Annotated in this window: 18 protein-coding genes; 6 read left to right on the top strand and 12 right to left on the bottom strand. The window is 61.1% G+C overall.

The annotated features are described in order from the left end of the window. Positions 1 to 6 precede the first annotated feature (6 nt). Complete coding sequence (locus A6U86_RS01145) at positions 7 to 777, bottom strand: carbon-nitrogen hydrolase family protein (protein ID WP_068385193.1); 771 nt, start codon at positions 775 to 777, stop codon at positions 7 to 9. Positions 778 to 995: 218 nt separating this feature from the next. On the opposite strand from A6U86_RS01145, the gene A6U86_RS01140 reads away from it, so the two are divergent. After that, positions 996 to 2,366: a TIGR03808 family TAT-translocated repetitive protein gene (locus tag A6U86_RS01140; protein ID WP_068387629.1), complete on the top strand. Its 1,371-nt coding sequence runs from the start codon at positions 996 to 998 to the stop codon at positions 2,364 to 2,366. On the opposite strand, the gene A6U86_RS01135 is transcribed toward A6U86_RS01140, so the two are convergent. From A6U86_RS01135 to A6U86_RS01105, 7 genes are all read right to left on the bottom strand, one after another. Next, a complete protein-coding gene (locus tag A6U86_RS01135) occupies positions 2,363 to 3,151 on the bottom strand; it encodes a crotonase/enoyl-CoA hydratase family protein (protein ID WP_068385192.1) in 789 nt (262 codons plus the stop codon). The genes A6U86_RS01140 and A6U86_RS01135 overlap by 4 nt on opposite strands. Next, entirely contained in the window at positions 3,148 to 4,017 is an 870-nt protein-coding gene (locus tag A6U86_RS01130; protein WP_068385191.1) for a hydroxymethylglutaryl-CoA lyase, read from the bottom strand. Before A6U86_RS01130 ends, A6U86_RS01135 begins: the two co-directional genes overlap by 4 nt. Then, positions 4,014 to 6,002 (bottom strand): acetyl/propionyl/methylcrotonyl-CoA carboxylase subunit alpha, encoded by a 1,989-nt coding sequence (locus A6U86_RS01125; protein WP_068385190.1) that lies wholly within the window; start codon positions 6,000 to 6,002, stop codon positions 4,014 to 4,016. Before A6U86_RS01125 ends, A6U86_RS01130 begins: the two co-directional genes overlap by 4 nt. Before the next feature lie 9 nt (positions 6,003 to 6,011). Continuing rightward, a complete protein-coding gene (locus A6U86_RS01120) occupies positions 6,012 to 6,395 on the bottom strand; it encodes a RidA family protein (RefSeq protein ID WP_068385189.1) in 384 nt (127 codons plus the stop codon). 10 nt (positions 6,396 to 6,405) lie between these two features. Next, positions 6,406 to 8,013 carry a carboxyl transferase domain-containing protein gene (locus A6U86_RS01115; RefSeq protein ID WP_068385186.1) on the bottom strand — a complete coding sequence of 536 codons (1,608 nt, stop codon included), beginning with the start codon at positions 8,011 to 8,013 and terminating at the stop codon, positions 6,406 to 6,408. Between the two features lie 36 nt (positions 8,014 to 8,049). Then, positions 8,050 to 9,213, bottom strand: coding sequence for an isovaleryl-CoA dehydrogenase (locus tag A6U86_RS01110; protein WP_068385183.1), 1,164 nt, complete (start codon positions 9,211 to 9,213; stop codon positions 8,050 to 8,052). An 87-nt stretch (positions 9,214 to 9,300) separates the two neighbouring features. Beyond that, positions 9,301 to 12,801, bottom strand: a complete 3,501-nt coding sequence (locus A6U86_RS01105; RefSeq protein ID WP_275507230.1) for an indolepyruvate ferredoxin oxidoreductase family protein — start codon at positions 12,799 to 12,801, stop codon at positions 9,301 to 9,303. A gap of 445 nt (positions 12,802 to 13,246) precedes the next feature. On the opposite strand from A6U86_RS01105, the gene A6U86_RS01100 reads away from it, so the two are divergent. After that, a complete protein-coding gene (locus A6U86_RS01100; protein WP_068385177.1) occupies positions 13,247 to 13,906 on the top strand; it encodes a glutathione S-transferase family protein in 660 nt (219 codons plus the stop codon). Between the two features lie 7 nt (positions 13,907 to 13,913). Here the strand turns inward: A6U86_RS01100 and A6U86_RS01095 are convergent, their stop codons facing one another. After that, on the bottom strand, positions 13,914 to 14,810 hold the full coding sequence (locus A6U86_RS01095; protein WP_068385174.1) for a LysR substrate-binding domain-containing protein: 897 nt from the start codon (positions 14,808 to 14,810) through the stop codon (positions 13,914 to 13,916). A gap of 148 nt (positions 14,811 to 14,958) precedes the next feature. Here A6U86_RS01095 and A6U86_RS01090 point away from each other — a divergent pair, with 148 nt between their 5' ends. Both A6U86_RS01090 and A6U86_RS01080 read left to right on the top strand, forming a co-directional pair. Further along, positions 14,959 to 15,144 carry a hypothetical protein gene (locus A6U86_RS01090; protein WP_068385173.1) on the top strand — a complete coding sequence of 62 codons (186 nt, stop codon included), beginning with the start codon at positions 14,959 to 14,961 and terminating at the stop codon, positions 15,142 to 15,144. Between the two features lie 427 nt (positions 15,145 to 15,571). Beyond that, complete coding sequence (locus A6U86_RS01080; protein ID WP_068387627.1) at positions 15,572 to 15,934, top strand: MmcQ/YjbR family DNA-binding protein; 363 nt, start codon at positions 15,572 to 15,574, stop codon at positions 15,932 to 15,934. Between the two features lie 18 nt (positions 15,935 to 15,952). Here A6U86_RS01080 and A6U86_RS01075 read toward each other — a convergent pair whose 3' ends face one another. The 3 genes from A6U86_RS01075 to A6U86_RS01065 form a co-directional block, all read right to left on the bottom strand. Further along, a complete protein-coding gene (locus A6U86_RS01075; RefSeq protein WP_068385171.1) occupies positions 15,953 to 16,408 on the bottom strand; it encodes a hypothetical protein in 456 nt (151 codons plus the stop codon). Between the two features lie 31 nt (positions 16,409 to 16,439). Then, a complete protein-coding gene (locus tag A6U86_RS01070) occupies positions 16,440 to 17,069 on the bottom strand; it encodes a glutathione S-transferase family protein (RefSeq protein WP_068387626.1) in 630 nt (209 codons plus the stop codon). Positions 17,070 to 17,221: 152 nt separating this feature from the next. After that, entirely contained in the window at positions 17,222 to 17,578 is a 357-nt protein-coding gene (locus A6U86_RS01065; protein ID WP_068385169.1) for a DUF4406 domain-containing protein, read from the bottom strand. Between the two features lie 125 nt (positions 17,579 to 17,703). Here A6U86_RS01065 and A6U86_RS01060 point away from each other — a divergent pair, with 125 nt between their 5' ends. Next, positions 17,704 to 18,459, top strand: coding sequence for a DeoR/GlpR family DNA-binding transcription regulator (locus A6U86_RS01060; protein WP_068385167.1), 756 nt, complete (start codon positions 17,704 to 17,706; stop codon positions 18,457 to 18,459). A gap of 168 nt (positions 18,460 to 18,627) precedes the next feature. Next, positions 18,628 to 19,107, top strand: a complete 480-nt coding sequence (locus A6U86_RS01055; RefSeq protein WP_068385165.1) for a DUF2127 domain-containing protein — start codon at positions 18,628 to 18,630, stop codon at positions 19,105 to 19,107. The last annotated feature ends 6 nt before the right edge of the window (positions 19,108 to 19,113 follow it).

Here is a 19,113-nt window from a genome sequence, read left to right as displayed (position 1 = left end):
GCACGATTAGGTAGCGATGAGCTCTGCTTTTTGATCGAATTCGCGTACCGGCTGTCGATCGGGCAGATCGAAAACAAGGACATCCTCGCTATGTGGCTTGGCCTTGGCGACGACGACGCCATTGGGATCGACGATAGCGGTACTGCCATAGCTGACCCAGCCATCGTCGCTACTACCGACGACATCGGACGCCATGACCCAGCATTTCGTGTGCTTGGCGCAGGTTTGCAGGCTCGATATGCCGGGCTTGTGCCACCTTTCGGCCTTGTGGGGCCGCAGCATCAGGTTGATTGGGTTGCAGATGAGGCCGGCGCCGTTTCGAACCAGGCGACGCGATGTGTAAGGGTATCGGAGGTCGGCGCAGATATTGATGCCGAAGCGCCAGCTGCCCTCTTCCCAGACAGGGAAATCCTTTCCGGGCGAACAACCGCTTTCCAGAGGATGCGCCTTGGCATAGACGCCGATTATCTGGCCTGCCCTGGTAACGATGGCGCTGTTGTAAAGCGCCTCGCCCCTTTGCTCGAAAAGACCGAGGATCGCAGTCGTTTTCCCCACGGCAAAGCGGCCAACGAGAGCATTCAAATGGGGATCATCGAGGGAAAGAGCGCGCCGTCTGGCGATGGTCTCGTCGTAGCTGTGACCTTGAAGGTAGCATTCGGGGAAAAGAGCGAGATCGATGCCTTGGGTTTCCGCCCATGCAAGATCGCGCGCCAACACGTCCGCCGCCTGATCGACGGCGTCGAAAAGTGCCATGCGTTGAAAGGCTGCGATGCGCATGCGGCAGAGCTAGCATGGGTGGCGAGTCGCCCATAGGCCGAACCGATCGAATCCCCATCGCCGTCTGTCCCGTATTGGTTAAGGAGATGTGAAGGATATGGCCTCTGCGGGCGGCAAGAACATGCCCAAGCCCCGGCTGCGGGCCGCAGGCGTGCCAAAACGGGACAGATTTACCTGGCACGATTTCTGCCTGTTCACCGATGTTTCGGGAGTTCGCCATGATCCAGCGCCGCGCCTTCATCGCCTCTGTCGCCGCTTCGGCGGCGGCTGGTCTGTTTGCGCCCCGCATTTTTGCCGCCCCGCTTGCGAAGATGAATGGCGCCGAGCTGCGCGGCCCGATCGATGCCATCGCCTACAAGGCAACGCCGGGCACGAGCGACCTCAAGAGCGGCAAGCTGCAGGCGATGATCGACACCGCTGCGCGCAACAACGTGCCTCTGCTTCTGCCGCCCGGCAATTTCACGATCTCGAACCTGACGCTGCCCGACAATACGCGCATCACCGGCGTTCCCGGCGCAACACGCCTTGTCTATGGCGGCAACGGCCATCTGATGAATGCCGACAAGGCCAAGCGCATCGAGCTTTCCGGCCTGGTTCTGGATGGCGGCAATCGCTGGCTCGCGGATTACGCCGGCGGTCTTCTGCAATTTACCGGCGTCGATGAAGTGCTGATCGACAACTGCCTGATTGCCGGCAGCCGCAAGCATGCGCTGCAGCTGGAACGCTGCGGCGGCCGGATCGAGCGCAGCCGCATCTCCGGCGCTGCCGAGGCCGGCATCTATTCCGTACAGTCGACCGGCCTCACGGTTACAGGCAATAGCGTTGAAGATTGCGGCAATGGCGGCATTCTCATCCATCGCTGGGACAAGGCTGAGGATGGCAGCAGCGTCACCGACAACCGCATCGCCCGCATCGGCGCCAATGGTGGCGGCACTGGCCAGAACGGCAACGGCATCAATGTTTTTCGCGCCGACGGCGTGCTGGTTTCCGGTAACCGCATTGCCGATTGCGCCCTCACCGCGATCCGCGCCAATTCGGCATCGAACGTGCAGATCTCGGGCAATCAATGCCTGCGCTCCGGCGAGACGGCGATCTTCTGCGAGTTCGAATTCGTGGGCGCCACCATCAACAATAATCTGATCGATGGCGCGGCCAATGGCATTGCCGTCGCCAATTTCGACAAGGGCGGCCGGCTCGCCACCGTGACGGGCAACATCGTCCGCAACCTGTCGCTCACGGCCCCATACGCTCAGGACGGCGGGTTCGGCATCGGCATATCGGCCGAAGCCGACACGCTGATTGCCGATAATGTCATCGAGAACGCGCCGCTCTGGGGACTGAAACTCGGCTGGGGGCCTTATCTCCGCAATGTGGTCGCCAAAGGTAACATCGTCCGCCATGCCGGCATCGGCTGCGTCGTCTCGGTGGCCGATGGCGCCGGCTCGGCCGTGATATCGGGCAATCTCTTCCAGGAGATGGAAAAAGGCGCGATCATGGGCTTTCGCTGGGACAAGCCGGCATCCGATGAACTCGCCAAGGGAAACACGCAGTTCCCGCAATTGAGCATCGAGAACAACAGGCTGGTCTAAGCCTGTTGCCAGTTCGGTCGCCGTTTTTCGAAGAAGGCGGTCACCCCCTCTTTCGCCTCTTCGGTTTCCCAGGCATCCGCCAATTGCTCGACGACGTGATCGATCATGCCATCGGTGATCGGCCGGCCGACCGAGCGGGCGAGCGCCTTGGCACGTGCCGCGGCCTGTGGGGAAGCAGCAAGAAAATGGCGGACTTCCGCTTCCACGGCCTCATCCAGCGCCTCTTCGGGTACGACCCTTGAAAGCAGCCCTGCAGCATGCGCCTGCCAGGCATCGATGATCTTGCCCGAAAGAAAGAGCGGCCGGGCATTGGCCTCGCCTATGCGGGCAACGACGTAAGGGCTGATGGTGGCGGGGATGATGCCGAGGCGTACCTCCGTCAGGCCGAAGCGTGCCGTGGTGGCTGATATCACCATGTCGCAGACACTCAAGATGCCAATGCCGCCGCCGAAGGCATTGCCATGGACATGCGCGACAAGCGGCTTGGGCAATTCGTTCAGCGCCTTGAACAGCATGGCGAGCCGGCGGGCCTCGGCCATGCGCCCGTCGCGCGTGGCGTCGAACTGGGCGCGCATCCAGCCGAGATCGCCGCCGGCGCAGAAACTGGCGCCCTCGCCGGCAAGGACCACGACCCGGACAGCCTTGTCATCGCCAAGATCGCGGGCTGCAGCCGTCAACTCGTCGATCATATCGGCCGAGAGGGCATTGTGCTTTTCCGGACGTGCCAGAGTGAGGCGAGCGACACCGCGTTCATCGGTGGCGATATGGATCGTTTGCGATGTCATGAGGCACTCCTGAGGCTGCGGGCAAAGGCGGCGGCGCGGGCGAGTTTCTCCTCGTCAAGGCCGGTCTCGTAGCCGCGTGTCGTCAGATAATCATGGACCGCGACGGTATCGACATTGCCCTTTGCTCCGGGCGCAAAAGGGCAGCCGCCAAGGCCGCCGGCTGAGGCGTCGAACACCCGCAAACCGCGCTCGAGCGCGACGGCAATATTGTCGAGCGCCCGCCCCGACGTGTCATGAAAATGGCCGGCAAACGCAGTAGCCGGAAGCTCCCCCAGAACAGCAGCAAGCATCCGGTCGACAGCTTCCGGCGTGCCCTTGCCGATCGTGTCGCCAAGGCTGACTTCGTAACAACCAAGGGCACGAAGCTGCCAGGCAACACTGACCACATTCTCCGGCGGGATGGCGCCTTCATAGGGGCATTCGACGACGCAACTGACATAGCCGCGCAAGGGAATGCCACGATCACGGCTCGCGGCGGCCACCGGCCGGAAGCGCTCGATACTCTCGGCTATCGAGCAATTGATATTGCACATGGAAAATGTTTCGGACGCAGACGCGAAGATCGCTATCTCATCGGCACCCGCAGCAATTGCCGCCTCGAAGCCCTGCATATTGGGTGTCAACGCCGCATAGCGGATACCTGGCCTGCGCGCGATGCCCGCCATGACGGCAGCGGCGTCAGCAAGCTGCGGCACCCATTTCGGGCTGACAAAGCTGGTGACTTCGATGCGGCCGAAGCCGCAATCGGAGAGCAGATCGACCAGCTCGATCTTTCTCGCGGTATCGATCGGCTGCTTTTCGTTCTGCAGGCCGTCGCGCGGAGCCATTTCAACGATCGTGACATGGTTGGGCAGATCTTCCATCATGCCGCATCCTCCGGCCGGAGCGACAGAAGCACGGCGCTCTCGCTGGTCTGATCGCCCTCGCCGACATGCAGGCTCTCGACGATGCCGTCGCGCATTGCCGTCAGCGTCAGCTCCATCTTCATCGCTTCCATGACGATCAGCGCCTGCCCTTTGGCCACCGTGTCGCCTGCACGGACGCGGACAATCTTGACGAGGCCCGGCATCGGGGCGATCAGCCGGTCACCGCCGGCAGCCGCCTCTTCTCCGCCATCCAGCGGATCGAGACGATGGAAGTGATGCGTGCGCCCGTCGAGGAACAGCGTCATACCATGCGATGCCTCAAAAATATCGACGCTCGACTGCCGGCCATCGATCTCGACGCGATGGGTGCCATCGCCCTGCATCAGGAGACGCACGGGAATGGTGCGACCCTCGAAAGCAACACTGAAAAGCTCCCGGCCCTTTGCAGTAACACGGCAATTTGCCTGGCCGCCGCCGAAATGCAGCGTCACGGGCCGGCTCATTTCACCCCAGATCTGCCAGGCGCCCAACGCGAATCCCGGGTCGGCGCTGTTGGACCGAGCAAAGCCTCCGGCCTCGACAATGGCGGCGATCGCCAGCGCTGCATCGTCGGGCGGTTGCACAGACGTCAGAGCCTCCGCCTCCCGGTCGAGCAGCCCCGTATCCGGACGGCCCGCGACGAAATCCGGCTGCTGGCTGAGGCGGGTGAGGAAATCGAGGTTTGTGGTGGTGCCGGCCACCTGCGTCTGCTGCAGCGCCTGCGTCAGTCTGGCAAGCGCAGCCGGACGGTCCGCGGCATGGACCGTCAGCTTGGCGATCAACGGATCATAATGCGGGGTAATGCTGTCTCCCTCGCGCACGCCGGCATCGACACGGACATCGCCTTCGGGAAAGCGAAGGTGCGAGAGCGTGCCCGTTGCCGGCAGGAAGCCGCGCGACGGGTCTTCGGCATAGATACGGGCTTCGAAAGCCCAGCCGTTTATGGTGAGTTCGTGCTGCGTCTTCGGCAATGGCTCGCCGCTGGCAACACGCAATTGCCATTCGACCAGATCGACGCCAGCGATCGCCTCGGTGACGGGATGCTCGACCTGCAGTCGGGTGTTCATTTCCATAAAGAAGAAACGATCCGGTGACAGGCCGCCTGAGACATCGGCGATGAACTCGACCGTACCTGCGCCGCAATAGTCTATGGCGCGAGCAGCCCGCACGGCCGCCTCGCCCATCGCGCTGCGCATTTCCTGCGTCATGCCAGGCGCCGGCGCTTCTTCGATCACCTTCTGGTGCCGGCGCTGCAGCGAACAATCGCGCTCGAAGAGATGCACGACATTGCCCTGGCTATCGCCAAAAACCTGGATTTCGATGTGGCGGGGTTGGACCAGATATTTCTCGATCAGCACAGTCTCGTCACCGAAGGCCGATTTGGCTTCGCGCTGCGCCGCCTCCAGCGCCGCCGGAAAATCCCCAGGCCGGTCGACGCGGCGCATGCCCTTGCCGCCACCGCCCGCCCGCGCCTTGATCAGGACTGGAAAGCCGATGCCATCAGCCTGCTCGGCCAGAAAGCCCGGCTCTTGTCCCTCACCATGATAGCCGGGAACGACCGGCACGCCGGCACGCTCCATCAGCGCCTTGGCCGCATCCTTCAAGCCCATGGCCCGGATCGAAGCCGGCGACGGGCCGATGAAGACCAGCCCGGCCTTCTCGACCGCCTCGGCAAAACCGGCATTTTCCGACAGGAAGCCATAGCCAGGGTGGATAGCTTGCGCGCCGGCCCTCTGAGCCGCCGCGATGATCTTATCTTTTGAAAGATAGCTTTCGCTGGCCGCCGCCGCGCCGATATGGATGGCCTCGTCGGCGAGCGCCACATGCATCGCATCGATATCGGCATCCGAATAGACGGCGACCGTGCGGACACCCAGCCGCCTTGCCGTCCGGATGATCCGGCAGGCAATTTCTCCGCGATTGGCGATCAGTATCTTCGAAAACATCTAGGAATCCTATTGCGCGGCGATAACCTCGACCTCGAGCAGCCAGGCAGTGTCGAAAATGCCCGCAATCACGACAGTCATGGCCGGTGTGAGCGTGCCCAGATATTCCGCGCGGATCTCGCGGTTCTCCATGGTGTGCTGACGGTCGGCAAGAAAGACCGTCACCTTGACGATATCGGCCTTGCTCATGCCCGCGGCCTTCAATTGCGCGTCGACATTGAGCCAGGCCTGGCGGGCTTGTGCCTGGAAGCCCTCGGGAAGCTTATCGTCCGATGTCATCGGGATCTGGCCGCTGACAAACAGCAGTTTCTCGAAATTCTCGAGCTTCACCGCCTGAGCGTAGCCCCCGCGCGGCTGAGGCGCATTCTTGGCATTGATGGCATCGCGTTTCATCTCGATCTCCTCACATTCTGAACAGGCCAAAGCGCGTGTCTTCGATCGGCGCATTGAGCGCAGCAGAGAGCGACAACGCCAACACATCGCGGCTCTTGCGCGGGTCGATGATACCATCGTCCCAAAGCCGGGCCGAGGCGTAGAGCGGGTGGCTCTGGGTTTCGAACATTTTGAGCGTCGGCGCCTTGAAGGCGGCCTCTTCCTCAGCCGTCCATGGTTTGCCGGCGCGCGCCAGCGCCTCGCCGCGCACTGTCGCAAGAACACCTGCCGCCTGCTCCCCGCCCATGACGGAGATGCGGCTGTTGGGCCAGGTCCAGAGGAAACGGGGCGAATAGGCGCGGCCGGCCATGCCGTAGTTGCCGGCGCCGAAGGAGCCGCCGATCAACATGGTGATCTTCGGCACCTTGGTGGTGGCAACCGCCGTCACCAGCTTGGCGCCGTTCTTGGCGATACCCTCGGTCTCGTATTTGCGGCCGACCATGAAGCCGGTGATATTCTGCAGGAAGAGCAGCGGGATCTTGCGCTGCGAGCAGAGCTCGACGAAATGCGCGCCCTTCAGCGCCGATTCCGAGAAGAGCACGCCATTATTGGCGATGATCCCCACGGGAATACCGTGGATATGGGCAAAGCCACAGACCAGCGTCGTGCCATAACGCGCCTTGAACTCGTCGAAGCGCGAGCCGTCGACTGTGCGGGCGATCACCTCACGCACGTCATAGGGCGTACGCGGATCGGAGGGGATGATGCCGAGGATTTCTTCCGGATCGTAAAGCGGCGGCTCGGGCGCGCGCAGCTCGACACTCTCAGGCTTGCGGCGATTGAGATTGGCGACGGCCTGCCGGGCCAAAGCGAGTGCATGGGCATCGTCGCGGGCCAGATGGTCGGCAACGCCGGAAAGGCGTGTATGGACATCGCCGCCGCCGAGATCTTCGGCCGAAACCACTTCGCCGGTTGCGGCCTTGACCAGCGGCGGCCCGGCGAGAAAGATCGTCCCCTGCCCTTCGACAATGATGGTCTCGTCGGACATCGCGGGCACATAGGCCCCGCCCGCCGTGCAGGAGCCCATGACGACAGCGATCTGCGGAATGCCGGCCGCCGACATATTGGCCTGATTGTAGAAGATCCGGCCGAAATGATCTCGGTCCGGAAAGACCTCGTCCTGGTTCGGCAGGTTGGCGCCACCGGAATCGACGAGATAGATGCAAGGCAGATTGTTTTCCGCCGCAATCTCTTGCGCCCGCAGATGCTTCTTCACTGTGATGGGATAATAGGTGCCGCCTTTGACGGTGGCATCGTTACAGACGATCATGCAATCGCGGCCGGAAACCCGGCCCACGCCGGCGATCAGGCCGGCACCTGGTGCATCGCCGCCGTACAAGCCATGGGCGGCCGTCGTACCAATCTCCAGAAACGGAGTCGCCGGATCGATCAGCCCCATCACCCGATCACGCGGCAGCATCTTGCCGCGGCTGACATGGCGCTCGCGCGACTGCGCGCCGCCGCCTTCCGCCGCCTGCAGGGCCGCAGCTTGCGCGACGCCGATCGCCTCCAGCATGGCGGCACGATTATCGCGGAAGCGATCCGTATGCGTCGATATTTCTGATTTCAGGACGGTCATGCGGCTTCACCGATTGATGGGGATGGCATTTCGATGTCAGGCAGTTTCGGCGAACAACTCACGGCCGATCAGCATACGCCGGATTTCCGAGGTGCCGGCGCCGATCTCGTAGAGCTTGGCGTCACGCAGCAGCCGTCCGGCGGGATAATCATTGGTATAGCCGTTGCCACCGAGCGCCTGGATGCATTCGAGCGCCAGCGCCGTCGCCTTTTCGGCCGAATAGAGAATGCAGCCGGCCGCATCCTTGCGGGTCGTCTCGCCGCGATCGCAGGCAGCGGCGACCGCGTAGACATAGGCGCGCGAGGCATTCATGGTCACGTACATATCGGCGAGCTTGCCTTGCATCAGCTGGAACTCGCCGATCGACTGGCCGAACTGCTTGCGCTCATGCAGATAGGGCAGCACCACATCCATGCAGGCCGCCATGATGCCAACGGGACCGCCCGACAGCACGACGCGCTCATAATCGAGGCCGGACATCAGCACCCTGACGCCACCATCGACCTGGCCGAGCACATTTTCCTCGGGCACTTCGCAATCGACGAAGATCAGCTCCGAAGTATTCGAGCCGCGCATGCCGAGCTTGTCGAGCTTCTGGCCGACGGAAAAGCCGGGGAACCCCTTCTCGACGAGGAAGGCGGTGATCCCTCGCGGCCCGGCATCCGGCGAGGTCTTGGCATAGACGACAAGGACATCGGCATCCGGGCCGTTGGTGATCCACATCTTGCTGCCGTTCAGCACGTAGCGATGCCCGCGCTTTTCCGCATGCAGCTTCATCGACACCACGTCGGACCCCGAGCCCGGCTCGGACATGGCCAGCGCGCCGACATGTTCGCCCGAAATCAGCTTTGGCAGATAGCGCTCCTTCTGCGCTGTCGTGCCGTTGCGGTTGATCTGATTGACGCAGAGATTGGAATGGGCGCCATAGCTCAGGCCGACGGAGGCAGAGGCACGGCTGATCTCTTCCATCGCGACGGTATGGGCGAGATAGCCAAGGCCCGCGCCGCCATAGGCGTCACCGGCGGTGATGCCGAGCAGGCCGAGATCCCCCATCTCCCGCCATAAATGCATCGGGAAACTGTTGTTGCGATCGATCTCGTCGGCAAACGGCGCGATACGGCGGTCGGCAAAGCGGCGTACCTGCTCGCGCAGCGCGTCGATCTCCTCACCCAACGCGAAGTTCAGTCCCCCTTCAAACATCCGGTGTCTCCTCCCGACTTCCTCGAACGTCCCATCTTTCAGAACGTATGTCTCGTTGTATCCGCTTCAAGTTTCTGCTGCAGTTCCTCAGGCCGCATCGGCCGGAATATGCTTTTGCTCCCGTGGCGCCTCATAGGCCTGCAGCTTTTCGGCAATGCCGGCCATGACCTTTCGGGCAGCCTCCTCCTTGACCGGACCGAAGCCTCTTATCTCATCGAACATTGAGAGGATGGCAAGGGCTTCCGCCTCGTTGTCGTGACGCAGGCCGGCAAGCACACGCCCGGCGACCGCCTCATATTCGGTAATCAGCCGGCGCTCGCCGCGTCGCTCGGCCATATAGCCGAAGGGATCGAGCGCCGTGCCGCGCAGGCGCTTCATCGGTGCCAGCATGCGTAGAAGCGGCAGGATCCACGCGCCGAATTCTCGCTTCTTCGACCGGCCGTTTGGATCCTTGCCGCCAATCATGGGCGGCGCAAGATTGAAGGCAATCCTGAAATCGCCGTCCATCTCCTCGTGCAGATGCGCCTGGAAGGCCGGATCGGTCAAAAGGCGGGCGACTTCGTATTCGTCCTTGTAGGCGAGCAGGCGCGCATAGGTGACGGCAACGGCAAACGGCACCTTGTCGGAAAGACGTTCCTTGATGGCCAAGGCGTTGGCATGGGCAACGAAGGCAGCATAGCGATCGGCAAGGGCTGCGTCCTGATACGCGGTCAGATGCGCCTTGCGATGCCTGATAAGCTCATCGAGGCTCATGTCCGCCAGCGTCTTGCCGACATCCGGCTTGACCAACATGCCATGCACGGCTTGTGGATCATGCGCCAGAAGCCTGCCCCAATGAAAGGCGGAGAGGCTGGCCTTGACGGCAACGCCATTGAGCTCGATCGCCTTCTCAATCGCCTCGAGCGACAGCGGCAGCAAGCCACGCTGCCAGGCAAAGCCGGTGAGCAAAATATTGGTCGAGATGGCATCGCCGGTGACTTCGGTAGCGACATGGTTGAAATCGAGGAATACGGATTTGTCGCTCACGGTCCTGGCGATCGCGTGCTGCACCGAGCCGGCCTTGAAATCGAAATCGCGATTGCGGACAAAATCGGCGACCGGCATCAGGCCGGTATTGACGATGGCCGTGGTGCGCACCGACGAGCAGAGCGTGATCGCATCCTTGGACGCCCCTACCACGTCATCTGCCGACAGCAGCAGGTCAGCGCCGCCATTGACGATGCGCGACGAGGTGACATCGGCCTGGTTGAGGCCGATGCGCAGATGGCTCATGACGGCACCGCCCTTTTGCGCGAGGCCGGCCATATCGAGGATCATCGGTACCTTGCCATCGAGATGCGCCGCCATACCGAGAATGGCGCCGACAGTCAGAATGCCCGTGCCGCCGACGCCGGCAATGGCGATATTCCAAGGGCGATCGGCGATGACGGGGATTTCCGGCAAAGGCACTGTGATGTCAGCATGATCCCGCGCCTTGCGCTTGCGACGCTGGCCGCCATGCACCGTCACGAAGGACGGGCAAAAGCCTTTGACGCAGGAGAAATCCTTGTTGCAGTTCGACTGGTTGATCTGGCGCTTGCGGCCGAACTCCGTCTCCAGCGGTTCGATGGAAATGCAATTGGATTGCACCGAGCAATCGCCGCAGCCTTCGCAGACGGCCTTGTTGATGAAGACGCGCTTGGCCGGGTCTTCCATCAGGCCACGGCTGCGTCGACGTCGCTTCTCGGCCGCACAGGTCTGGACGTAAACGATCACCGAACAGCCTTCAGTGTCGCGCAGCGTCAGCATCACCTGATCGATATGGTCGCGATGCAGAACCTTGACGCCTGGCGCCAGCTCGGAGGCGCGATAGGCGTTGGGATTATCCGATAGCAGGTAGATCGGCTTGACGCCTTCGCCGTGCAGCTGCTTCGTCACCAGTTGCGGCGTCAGATGGCCATCGATCTGCTGGCCTCCAGTCATGGCGACGGCGTCATTGTAGAGCAGCTTGTAGGTGACGTTGACCTTGGCGGCGACGGATTGGCGGACTGCGAGAATGCCTGAGTGGAAATAGGTGCCGTCGCCGAGATTGACGAACATGTGCTTCTCGTCGGTGTAGCGCGCAATCGCCGTCCACGGTACGCCCTCGCCGCCCATCTGGGTGAAGGTCTCGGTGTTCCGATCCATCCAGGTGACCATGTAATGGCAGCCGATTCCTGCGGCGGCGCGGCTGCCTTCGGGAACGCGGGTGGACGTATTATGCGGACAGCCGGAACAGAAGAACGGCGTGCGGTTCAGCGGCGCGACATGGCTGCGGCTGATCTGGCCGCGCTCGGCAAGATAGGCAAGCTTGGTGGCAATCCGATCATGCAGGCCACGATCGAGATCGAGCTTGATGATGCGCCCGGCAATGGCTCTGGCGACGGCACCGACCGTCAGCGCCGAGGAGAGGCTGAGATAGGGCTTGTCGTGCTCATCGAACTTGCCGACGATGCGTGGGCGGACATCGGCGCGCCAGTTGAACAGCTGCTGCTTGATCTGGTTCTCGATGATCTCGCGCCGCTCCTCAACGACAAGAACCTCGTCCAACCCTTCGGAGAAATGCCGCACAATCTCCGGCTCCAGCGGCCAGGGCATGCGGATTTTCAGGATGCGCAAGCCGATCGCAGCCATTTCCTGCGGGCCGATTTCCAGTTCGCGCAGTGCCTGCAGTACGTCCTCATAGGCCTTGCCCGAGGAGATGATGCCGAAGCGGGCTTTGGGGACGTCATGCGTGATTTCGTCGACACGATTGGCGCGGGCAAAGGCGATGGCGGCATAGGCCTTGTAATTCTGCAGGCGATCATCCTGCATCAGTGGCGGATCGGGCCAGCGCAGGTTGAGGCCGCCGGGCGGCAGCTCGAAATCAGTTGGCAAGATGAATTGCCGCTTTTCGCCCGAGAGATCGACGGCCGCCGTCGTCTCGACCGTGTCGGCGATGAATTTCATGCCGACCCAGCAGCCGGAATAGCGCGACATGGCGATGCCGAGCAGTCCGTATTCGAGGAATTCGTGGATGGACGAGGGATAGATAACCGGCATGACCGCCGACATGAACTCGTGATCGGTCTGGTGCGGAATGGTCGAGGATTTGGCGGAATGATCGTCGCCGGCAAAACAGAGGACGCCGCCATGCCTTGAGGTTCCAGCGGCGTTGGCGTGTTTCAACACGTCGCCAGAGCGATCGACGCCGGGACCTTTGCCATACCAGATGCCGAGCACCCCATCCTTGCGGACGCCGGGGGAAAGGCCGACCTGCTGTGTGCCCCAGACGGCGGTGGCCGCCAGGTCTTCGTTGATGCCGGGCTGAAAGGTGACGTCGTGCGCGTCGAGATATGTCTGGGCTTTCAGGAGCTGCTGGTCGTATCCGCCGAGAGGTGAGCCGCGGTAACCCGAAATGAAGGCTGCGGTATTGAGACCGGCGGCGCGGTCGCGCCGCATCTGGGTCATGGGCAGCCGCACCAGCGTCTGCAAGCCGGTCATGAAAACACGGCCTTCTTCTGCGGTATATTTATCATCTAGCGAAACGCTGGTTGCCAGCATCTGCTCTCCTCCCGAGATCGCAGTCACCAATTGCGCTGTTTCGCCGGATACCTCCTACCGCATCCGACAAACCCTAGATTAAACGGTAACATGCGACGACACTAATTTCCGAACGAAGGCGTGGCATCGGCCGCATGATTTGCAAAGATTTCGGGCGGCCTGCGGATATTTCGTGCTCGCCGCTACCCGCCCTCGCCCTTCGAGACGGCCCTGCGGGCCTCCTCAGGGTGAGGGCTGATCTCTTGCGGCTTACCGCCATGTCCCGCTGCATCTCACCTCAGACCGGCAAGCCAGCCCCGCCTCATCCTAAGGCGCATTTCGGAGCACAGCGGAGAAATGCCTCGAAGGACGGGGCGGCCCCCGCGGCTCACCGCGCATCAAAAGCTTTGATCGCAGATATCAACGGAAGTCTCTTCCGTTTGACCGGCCGCACGCATAACGTCCTGCCGACTCACAAACTTCGGAGACTGACATGCTGACGATCTATGGCGTCTATCGCTCGCGCGCCTCACGCAACTACTGGATGGCAGAGGAGCTCGGCATCGAATTCAAGTCCGTGCCGGTCATGCAGGGAAGCCGGCTCGCCAATCCGCTGGCCGCCGATGCGCCGATCAACACGCTGTCGCCGGAGTTTCTGGCCATCAACCCGATGGGCATGATCCCATGCATCAAGGACGGCGATCTCATCATGCATGAATCGCTTGCCATCAACCTCTATCTTGCCCGCAAATATGGCGGGCCGCTCGCCGGCCAGACGGTCGAGGAAGAAGGGCTGATGGCGATGTGGTCCATGTGGGCCGCGACCGAGGTCGAGCCGCACAGCGTCGCAATCGTCCGCATCTATGACAATGCCAAGGAGAAGAGCGAGCCTGGAAAGGCCGGGATCGCAGTTGCCTGCCGTTCGTTGAAGAGGCCGCTGGATGTGTTGGAAAAGCACCTGCAAGGGCAGGATTATCTCATCGGCGGCCGCTTCACCGCTGCCGATCTCAATCTCGCGGAAGTGCTGCGCTACGCACAGACGGAACAGGACCTTTTCGACAGCCATCCGCAGGTGAAAGCCTGGATCGGGCGCTGCCAGGCGCGTGACGCCTACAAGGCGATGCAGGCGACGCGCGGCAAGGAGCCGGTCTGATCCCCCGTTATTGGAAGAGACGCATGCTCTCTTCCATCTCCTCGCGAATCCAGGCCTTGAAGGCCGTCACCTTCTTGGCCTCGCGCACACCTTCGGCCGTGATGAAATAATGGCCGAAGCCCGTCTTGGCGCGAATGCCGAAGGGATCGACGAGGCATTTCTGCTGCAGGGCATAGGCGGCCAGCGTCTGCCAGGCGAGCATTACGCCCTGACCGGACATGGCAGCGTCGAGACAGAGCGACGCGTCATTGAAAACATGCCGCTCCTCCATGCAGCGTCCGGGCAGGCCGGCCGCGCGGAGCCAGACATCCCAGGTGAACATCGCATGCCCGTCGATGACGGCGGGCACCTTCAATAGATCGGCCGGCTCGCGAAGCGTTGCCGCGATCTGCGGCGTGACCACGGGGAAGATTTCCTGTGCCAGCAGCAGCTCGGATTTGACGCCCGGCCAGCGCCCGGTGCCGACGCGGATACCAATATCGACGTCCGATGTTGCCGGATTGACCAGCTGCGTCGTCGCGTCGATGCGAAGGCGAATATCCGGATGTCGGCTGGCGAAACGATCGAGCCGGTGGACGAGCCAGCGAGCTGCCAATACGGGCGCCACCGAAATGGTGAGAATATTGTCGTCCCGATGCTGTGCGAGCGCGACGGCGGCCGACATGGCCTGGAAGGCTTCGCCGAGGCGCGCCAGTACGGCAATGCCCGTCTCCGTGACAATCATGCCCTTGGGCGTACGCTCGAACAGCGGTCGGCCAAGCTGTGCCTCCGCCTTGATGACCTGCTGGCTGACCGCGCCGATCGTGACGCCGAGTTCATCGGCAGCGGCCTGCAAGGAGCCGAGCCTGCCGACCGCCTCGACAGCGCGAAGGCCATTGAGATGAACGCTGTTGAGATTCTTCATATAGAATATCTATATCAGCATCTCATCATTCTCAATTGCATCGCGCGATAATTCGCGCGATTATTGCAGCGTGGAATTAAAACCTGCCACCGCCAGCCGACTGATGCCCTCATGGTTGCATCGATGCGGAGATACAAGGAGGCATGCCATGTCGATACTGAAGCTTTTCTTTAGCCACCTAATGGAAGACGAGCGCGAGGCCGACAGCGACCCGCTGCGGCACCCGGCGCTTGCCGCCATGACGCTCGAAGAACTGGCCGATCTGCCGCTGATGCCGGAAAATCTGGGGCGCCCTATGGACAAACGCGCCGCTCAGCCGGAAGAGTGCGCCTGATCACGGCGATGACCAGTGATACCTTTCCAAGACTCTCCTGTCGCTTCCGAGAGAGATGGACCAAGCCTCAACGCCAGGGATGAGGCTTTCGTACCACAATCTTTCGACACACGGAGCTACACAATTCTCCGTGGCGTAACCCGGGTAGAGTTTATCAGGCTTTTCACGCGCGGTCGGAGGTCCTAGCTTGGCTATGAGCGCTTCCTCGGCGTCTCCCATCGCCACAGTTTCAAAAGCAGCCCGCCACATACTGTCGTGATAAGCACGAGTGACAACAATCGACAGGAACGCCATCAGGACGATAGCGGTTGCAAGCACCATTCGAGCTTTCCGACCAATCGACATATTGCTTTCCGACATCTTGGTTGGCGATTTCCAGGGGACGCTATATTCTTGTGCGCGCATCAACAATCAGCGCGCGCATAAAATGGATCCACACAGCACCATGGACGCCATATTTGAACGGTTGCAGCAGCTTGCCGCACAAGCCAATCTGCCGGGCGTCGAGCATGGTACACATTATGGCCTGCCGGCACTGAAAGTTGGCGGCAAGGCATTCGTCACGGTCAAGAACAACGAGACCATCGTGCTGGCGATCCCCATCAACCGCAAGGAGCAGTTGATGGAGATGGCGCCGGAGATCTACTTCCAGACAGATCACTATATTGGCTGGCCTTCCCTACCCCTGCGCATCACTGCTATCGGCGATGAAGAACTGCAGCAGCGCCTGATCGAGGCGTGGCGATACCGTGCCCCAAAGAAGCTGCAGGCAGCCTTTAACGAAGCATGACGTATCTGCTCTCGCCGATCACGCTTCGACACTATTGAAATACTCGCGCACATCCAGTCGCGAGCTGGTCGAAAACGTAACTCCTGCAAACTTCACAGGCTGCACCAGCAGCGCTAATTCGTGCGGGAGCGCTCCCAATTTTTTTGGCTCACTCGGCACCGCAACAACCTCATATCCGTCAACTTTCTGGAGGTCAGTCTTGTGAATGTCGGTCCAATCGAAGACGAAGAAGCCGCGTCGAGCAAGATCAATAAAGTCATCCGGGCGAGGAACCGTCACCAACAAATGCGCCTCGCCCGTTGCCACCATATCCTGAACCAACCGCTCGACGCGTCCGGACTCAGAATTAACCTGCATCAGGGCGTCCATCGGAATCGGACCGAAGCCTGCCGTCAGGAATGCTGCCAACTGACTATTTTGATCAGTTGCCAGCCACATGCAGTCTATGGTTGCCGGATATGTTGTGTCACTCATGGCCTGCCAACCCTGATCTCGGCTCTATCACTCAGGCGGGATTACCTTTCTCGACAGCAAGCGCCTTCTGAACTGCCGGGCGCTCAAGCATACGGGCATGGTGAGCACTGACCTTTTCAAAACGATCGCGATCGACGCCGTCCCCCGGCAGCCAGCTTTCCATGGTGAAGAGATAGCCGTCGGCAATAGTATATTGGTCGCCCATCACCCACGGCCCCTTCAGCATCCTCTCTTCGATCAAGGCAAAGCTTTCGCCCATGGTCTGAGGCACCTTGGCCTTCATCGTCTCGATGGCCGCCGCATCGTCGGTCCAGCGATAGCCACGCCCCTTGTGGGAATGGTTGATATGAACCGTCGAGGCGATGTAGCTGTTGAAGGACTGCAACTGCGCGAATTCGAAGGGATCGTCGAGCGGCGCCAGCCTGGCGGCGGGCGCGATCTGGGCGATATAGGTCATGATCGCGATATTCTCGGTGATGACACCCTTGTCGGTCACCAGTGCCGGCACCCGCCCCTTGGGGTTGATGGCCAGATAGTCCGGCTGACGCTGATCTCCGTTGGCAAGGTTCAGGCGTCCGGGCTCATAGGCAAGACCCGACTCTTCCAGGGCGATCAAACTGGCGAGCGCGCAGCTTCCGGGCGCGAAGTAGAGCTTCAGCATGTTCATTTCCTCGGTTCGACTCCGCGGAAAGCTAAAGGCAACGAGGCAAATACGGAAGTGGCTGGCGTTGATGGCCGCTACAAAAGGTTTTGATCGATCGGGCTGCAACGCCCATCCCCGTGACATCCGATCACGAGGATGGGCGGCGGTGCTTACGCGCAGCCGGGCACGTCTTCCAGTCTGTGCCAGACGGGAATGCCGCGCTCGCGGGCGATGCGGACATCATTGTCCGCCCCCTTGGAATCGCCCGGCAACCTCAGAACGCCTTCGCAAAGCTGCAGCAGACGGCCAGCGGTTGGATGAAAAATCTCCTCGTAGAGATCGTCGCCGATGCTCTTGCCGCCAGCGGCGTGCCAGACCGGCAGGGCAACCCATTCGCCGATCATCGGCAAATGCCCCGCCTTGAACAGGGCATAAGACGGCGCCTCCAGCCGCTTGAGGTTCTCGGCCATTTTCGCGGGATCATCCCCGGTGCCGGAGCGATAGGGCCCGGCGATCAAGATCAACATATCATGTCTCCATTTATCCTCCTGCTTTCTGCAGGAATTTGCACGAATATGCGCATATTTTCTTGAATGTCGAATCGATTTTGATATATTCATGATTATTCACGAAATAACGTGCAGAGATCGGCATGCTCACCAGTCAACGAAAAGCCCTCATCCTCGACAGGTTGCGCCGGGACGGCCAGGTGATTGCCAAGGCATTGGCCGACGAGCTCGCGCTCTCCGAAGACACGATCCGTCGAGATTTGCGGGAAATGGCGGGGGAGAAGCTGCTGAAGAGGGTACATGGCGGCGCTCTGCCGCTCTCGCCGGAACTTCCGGATTTTTCGACCCGGCAGGGCGTTTCCTCCGACGAGAAGCGCCGGCTCGGCGCATATGCGGCCAAGATGGTTCGGCCCGGCCAGACCGTGTTTCTCGATGGCGGCACCACCAATGCCGAGATTATCCGGCATCTGCCCAAGGATCTGCCCGTCACCATCGTCACCCATAGCCCGACGATCGCTGGCGAACTGGAACATCATTCGGCCGCTGAGGTCATCCTGATCGGCGGCAAGCTCTACAAGCATTCGATGGTGGCAACGGGTGCTGCGGCCACGGCGGCTATCTCATCGATAAGGCCGGATATGTTCTTTCTCGGCGTCACCGCCATCCATCCTGCCCGCGGCGTTTCGACTGGCGATTTCGAGGAAGCGGCCATCAAGCGGCACATCGCGCAATGCTCGGCGGAAACCTATGTGCTGGCGACGGGTGAAAAGCTGGATGCGGCCTCTCCCTGCCAAATCCTGCCGATGGCTGGCATTTCCGGCCTGATCGTGCCCGCCGATATCTCCGAGGATAGCCTTGTGCCCTATCAGGCAATCGAGGTGCCGATCCTCCTCGCCTGACATCGGGCCCGTCGTTCACGGCTGGAACAAGATGCCACATCGGGATTTACATTGAGCTATGACCATGCTCCGGTCGAAGAGAGATCTTATGACGGGCTGCTATCGGTCTGTTCAATGGTGATCGCCGATCAAGCCGGCTTGAGGCGTTATGCAAGGTTACGATCACAAATGAACGAGCGTCGAATTCACCAGTTCTTCGAAATCAGCGTCCTGTTGAAAGGGGCCCATGCCCTGATCGAATGCATCGGCGGCATCATTCTCGCCCTTGTCAGCACCGAATCGATCCTCCAGCTGGCAAACAGGATCACGCAGCCTGAACTCCTCAACGATCCCAATGATTTCATCGCGACGCACCTGCTTGCCTGGGCGCAGGATTTCTCCGTAGGTACCAAGAATTTCTATGCCTATTATCTGTTGAGCCACGGGCTGGTGAAGGTGTTGCTCGTCATCGGCCTGCTCAGGGGTAAGATGTGGGCCTACCCGGCATCGCTGGTGGCCTTAGCGCTTTTCATCGCCTACCAGCTCTACCGTTTCACCGACACGCACGGCATTGGCCTGATCATCCTCACTGTCTTCGACCTGGTGGTGATGATCCTCATCTGGCAGGAATACAAGGTTGTCCGGCAACATATGCCGGCCAAACGTTGAAGCGAA

The organism is Rhizobium sp. AC27/96, from assembly GCF_001692325.1.
Taxonomy (GTDB): Bacteria; Pseudomonadota; Alphaproteobacteria; order Rhizobiales; family Rhizobiaceae; genus Rhizobium.
Note: the sequence above shows the minus strand (reverse complement) of the source record. Positions and strands in the feature narration are given on the sequence as shown.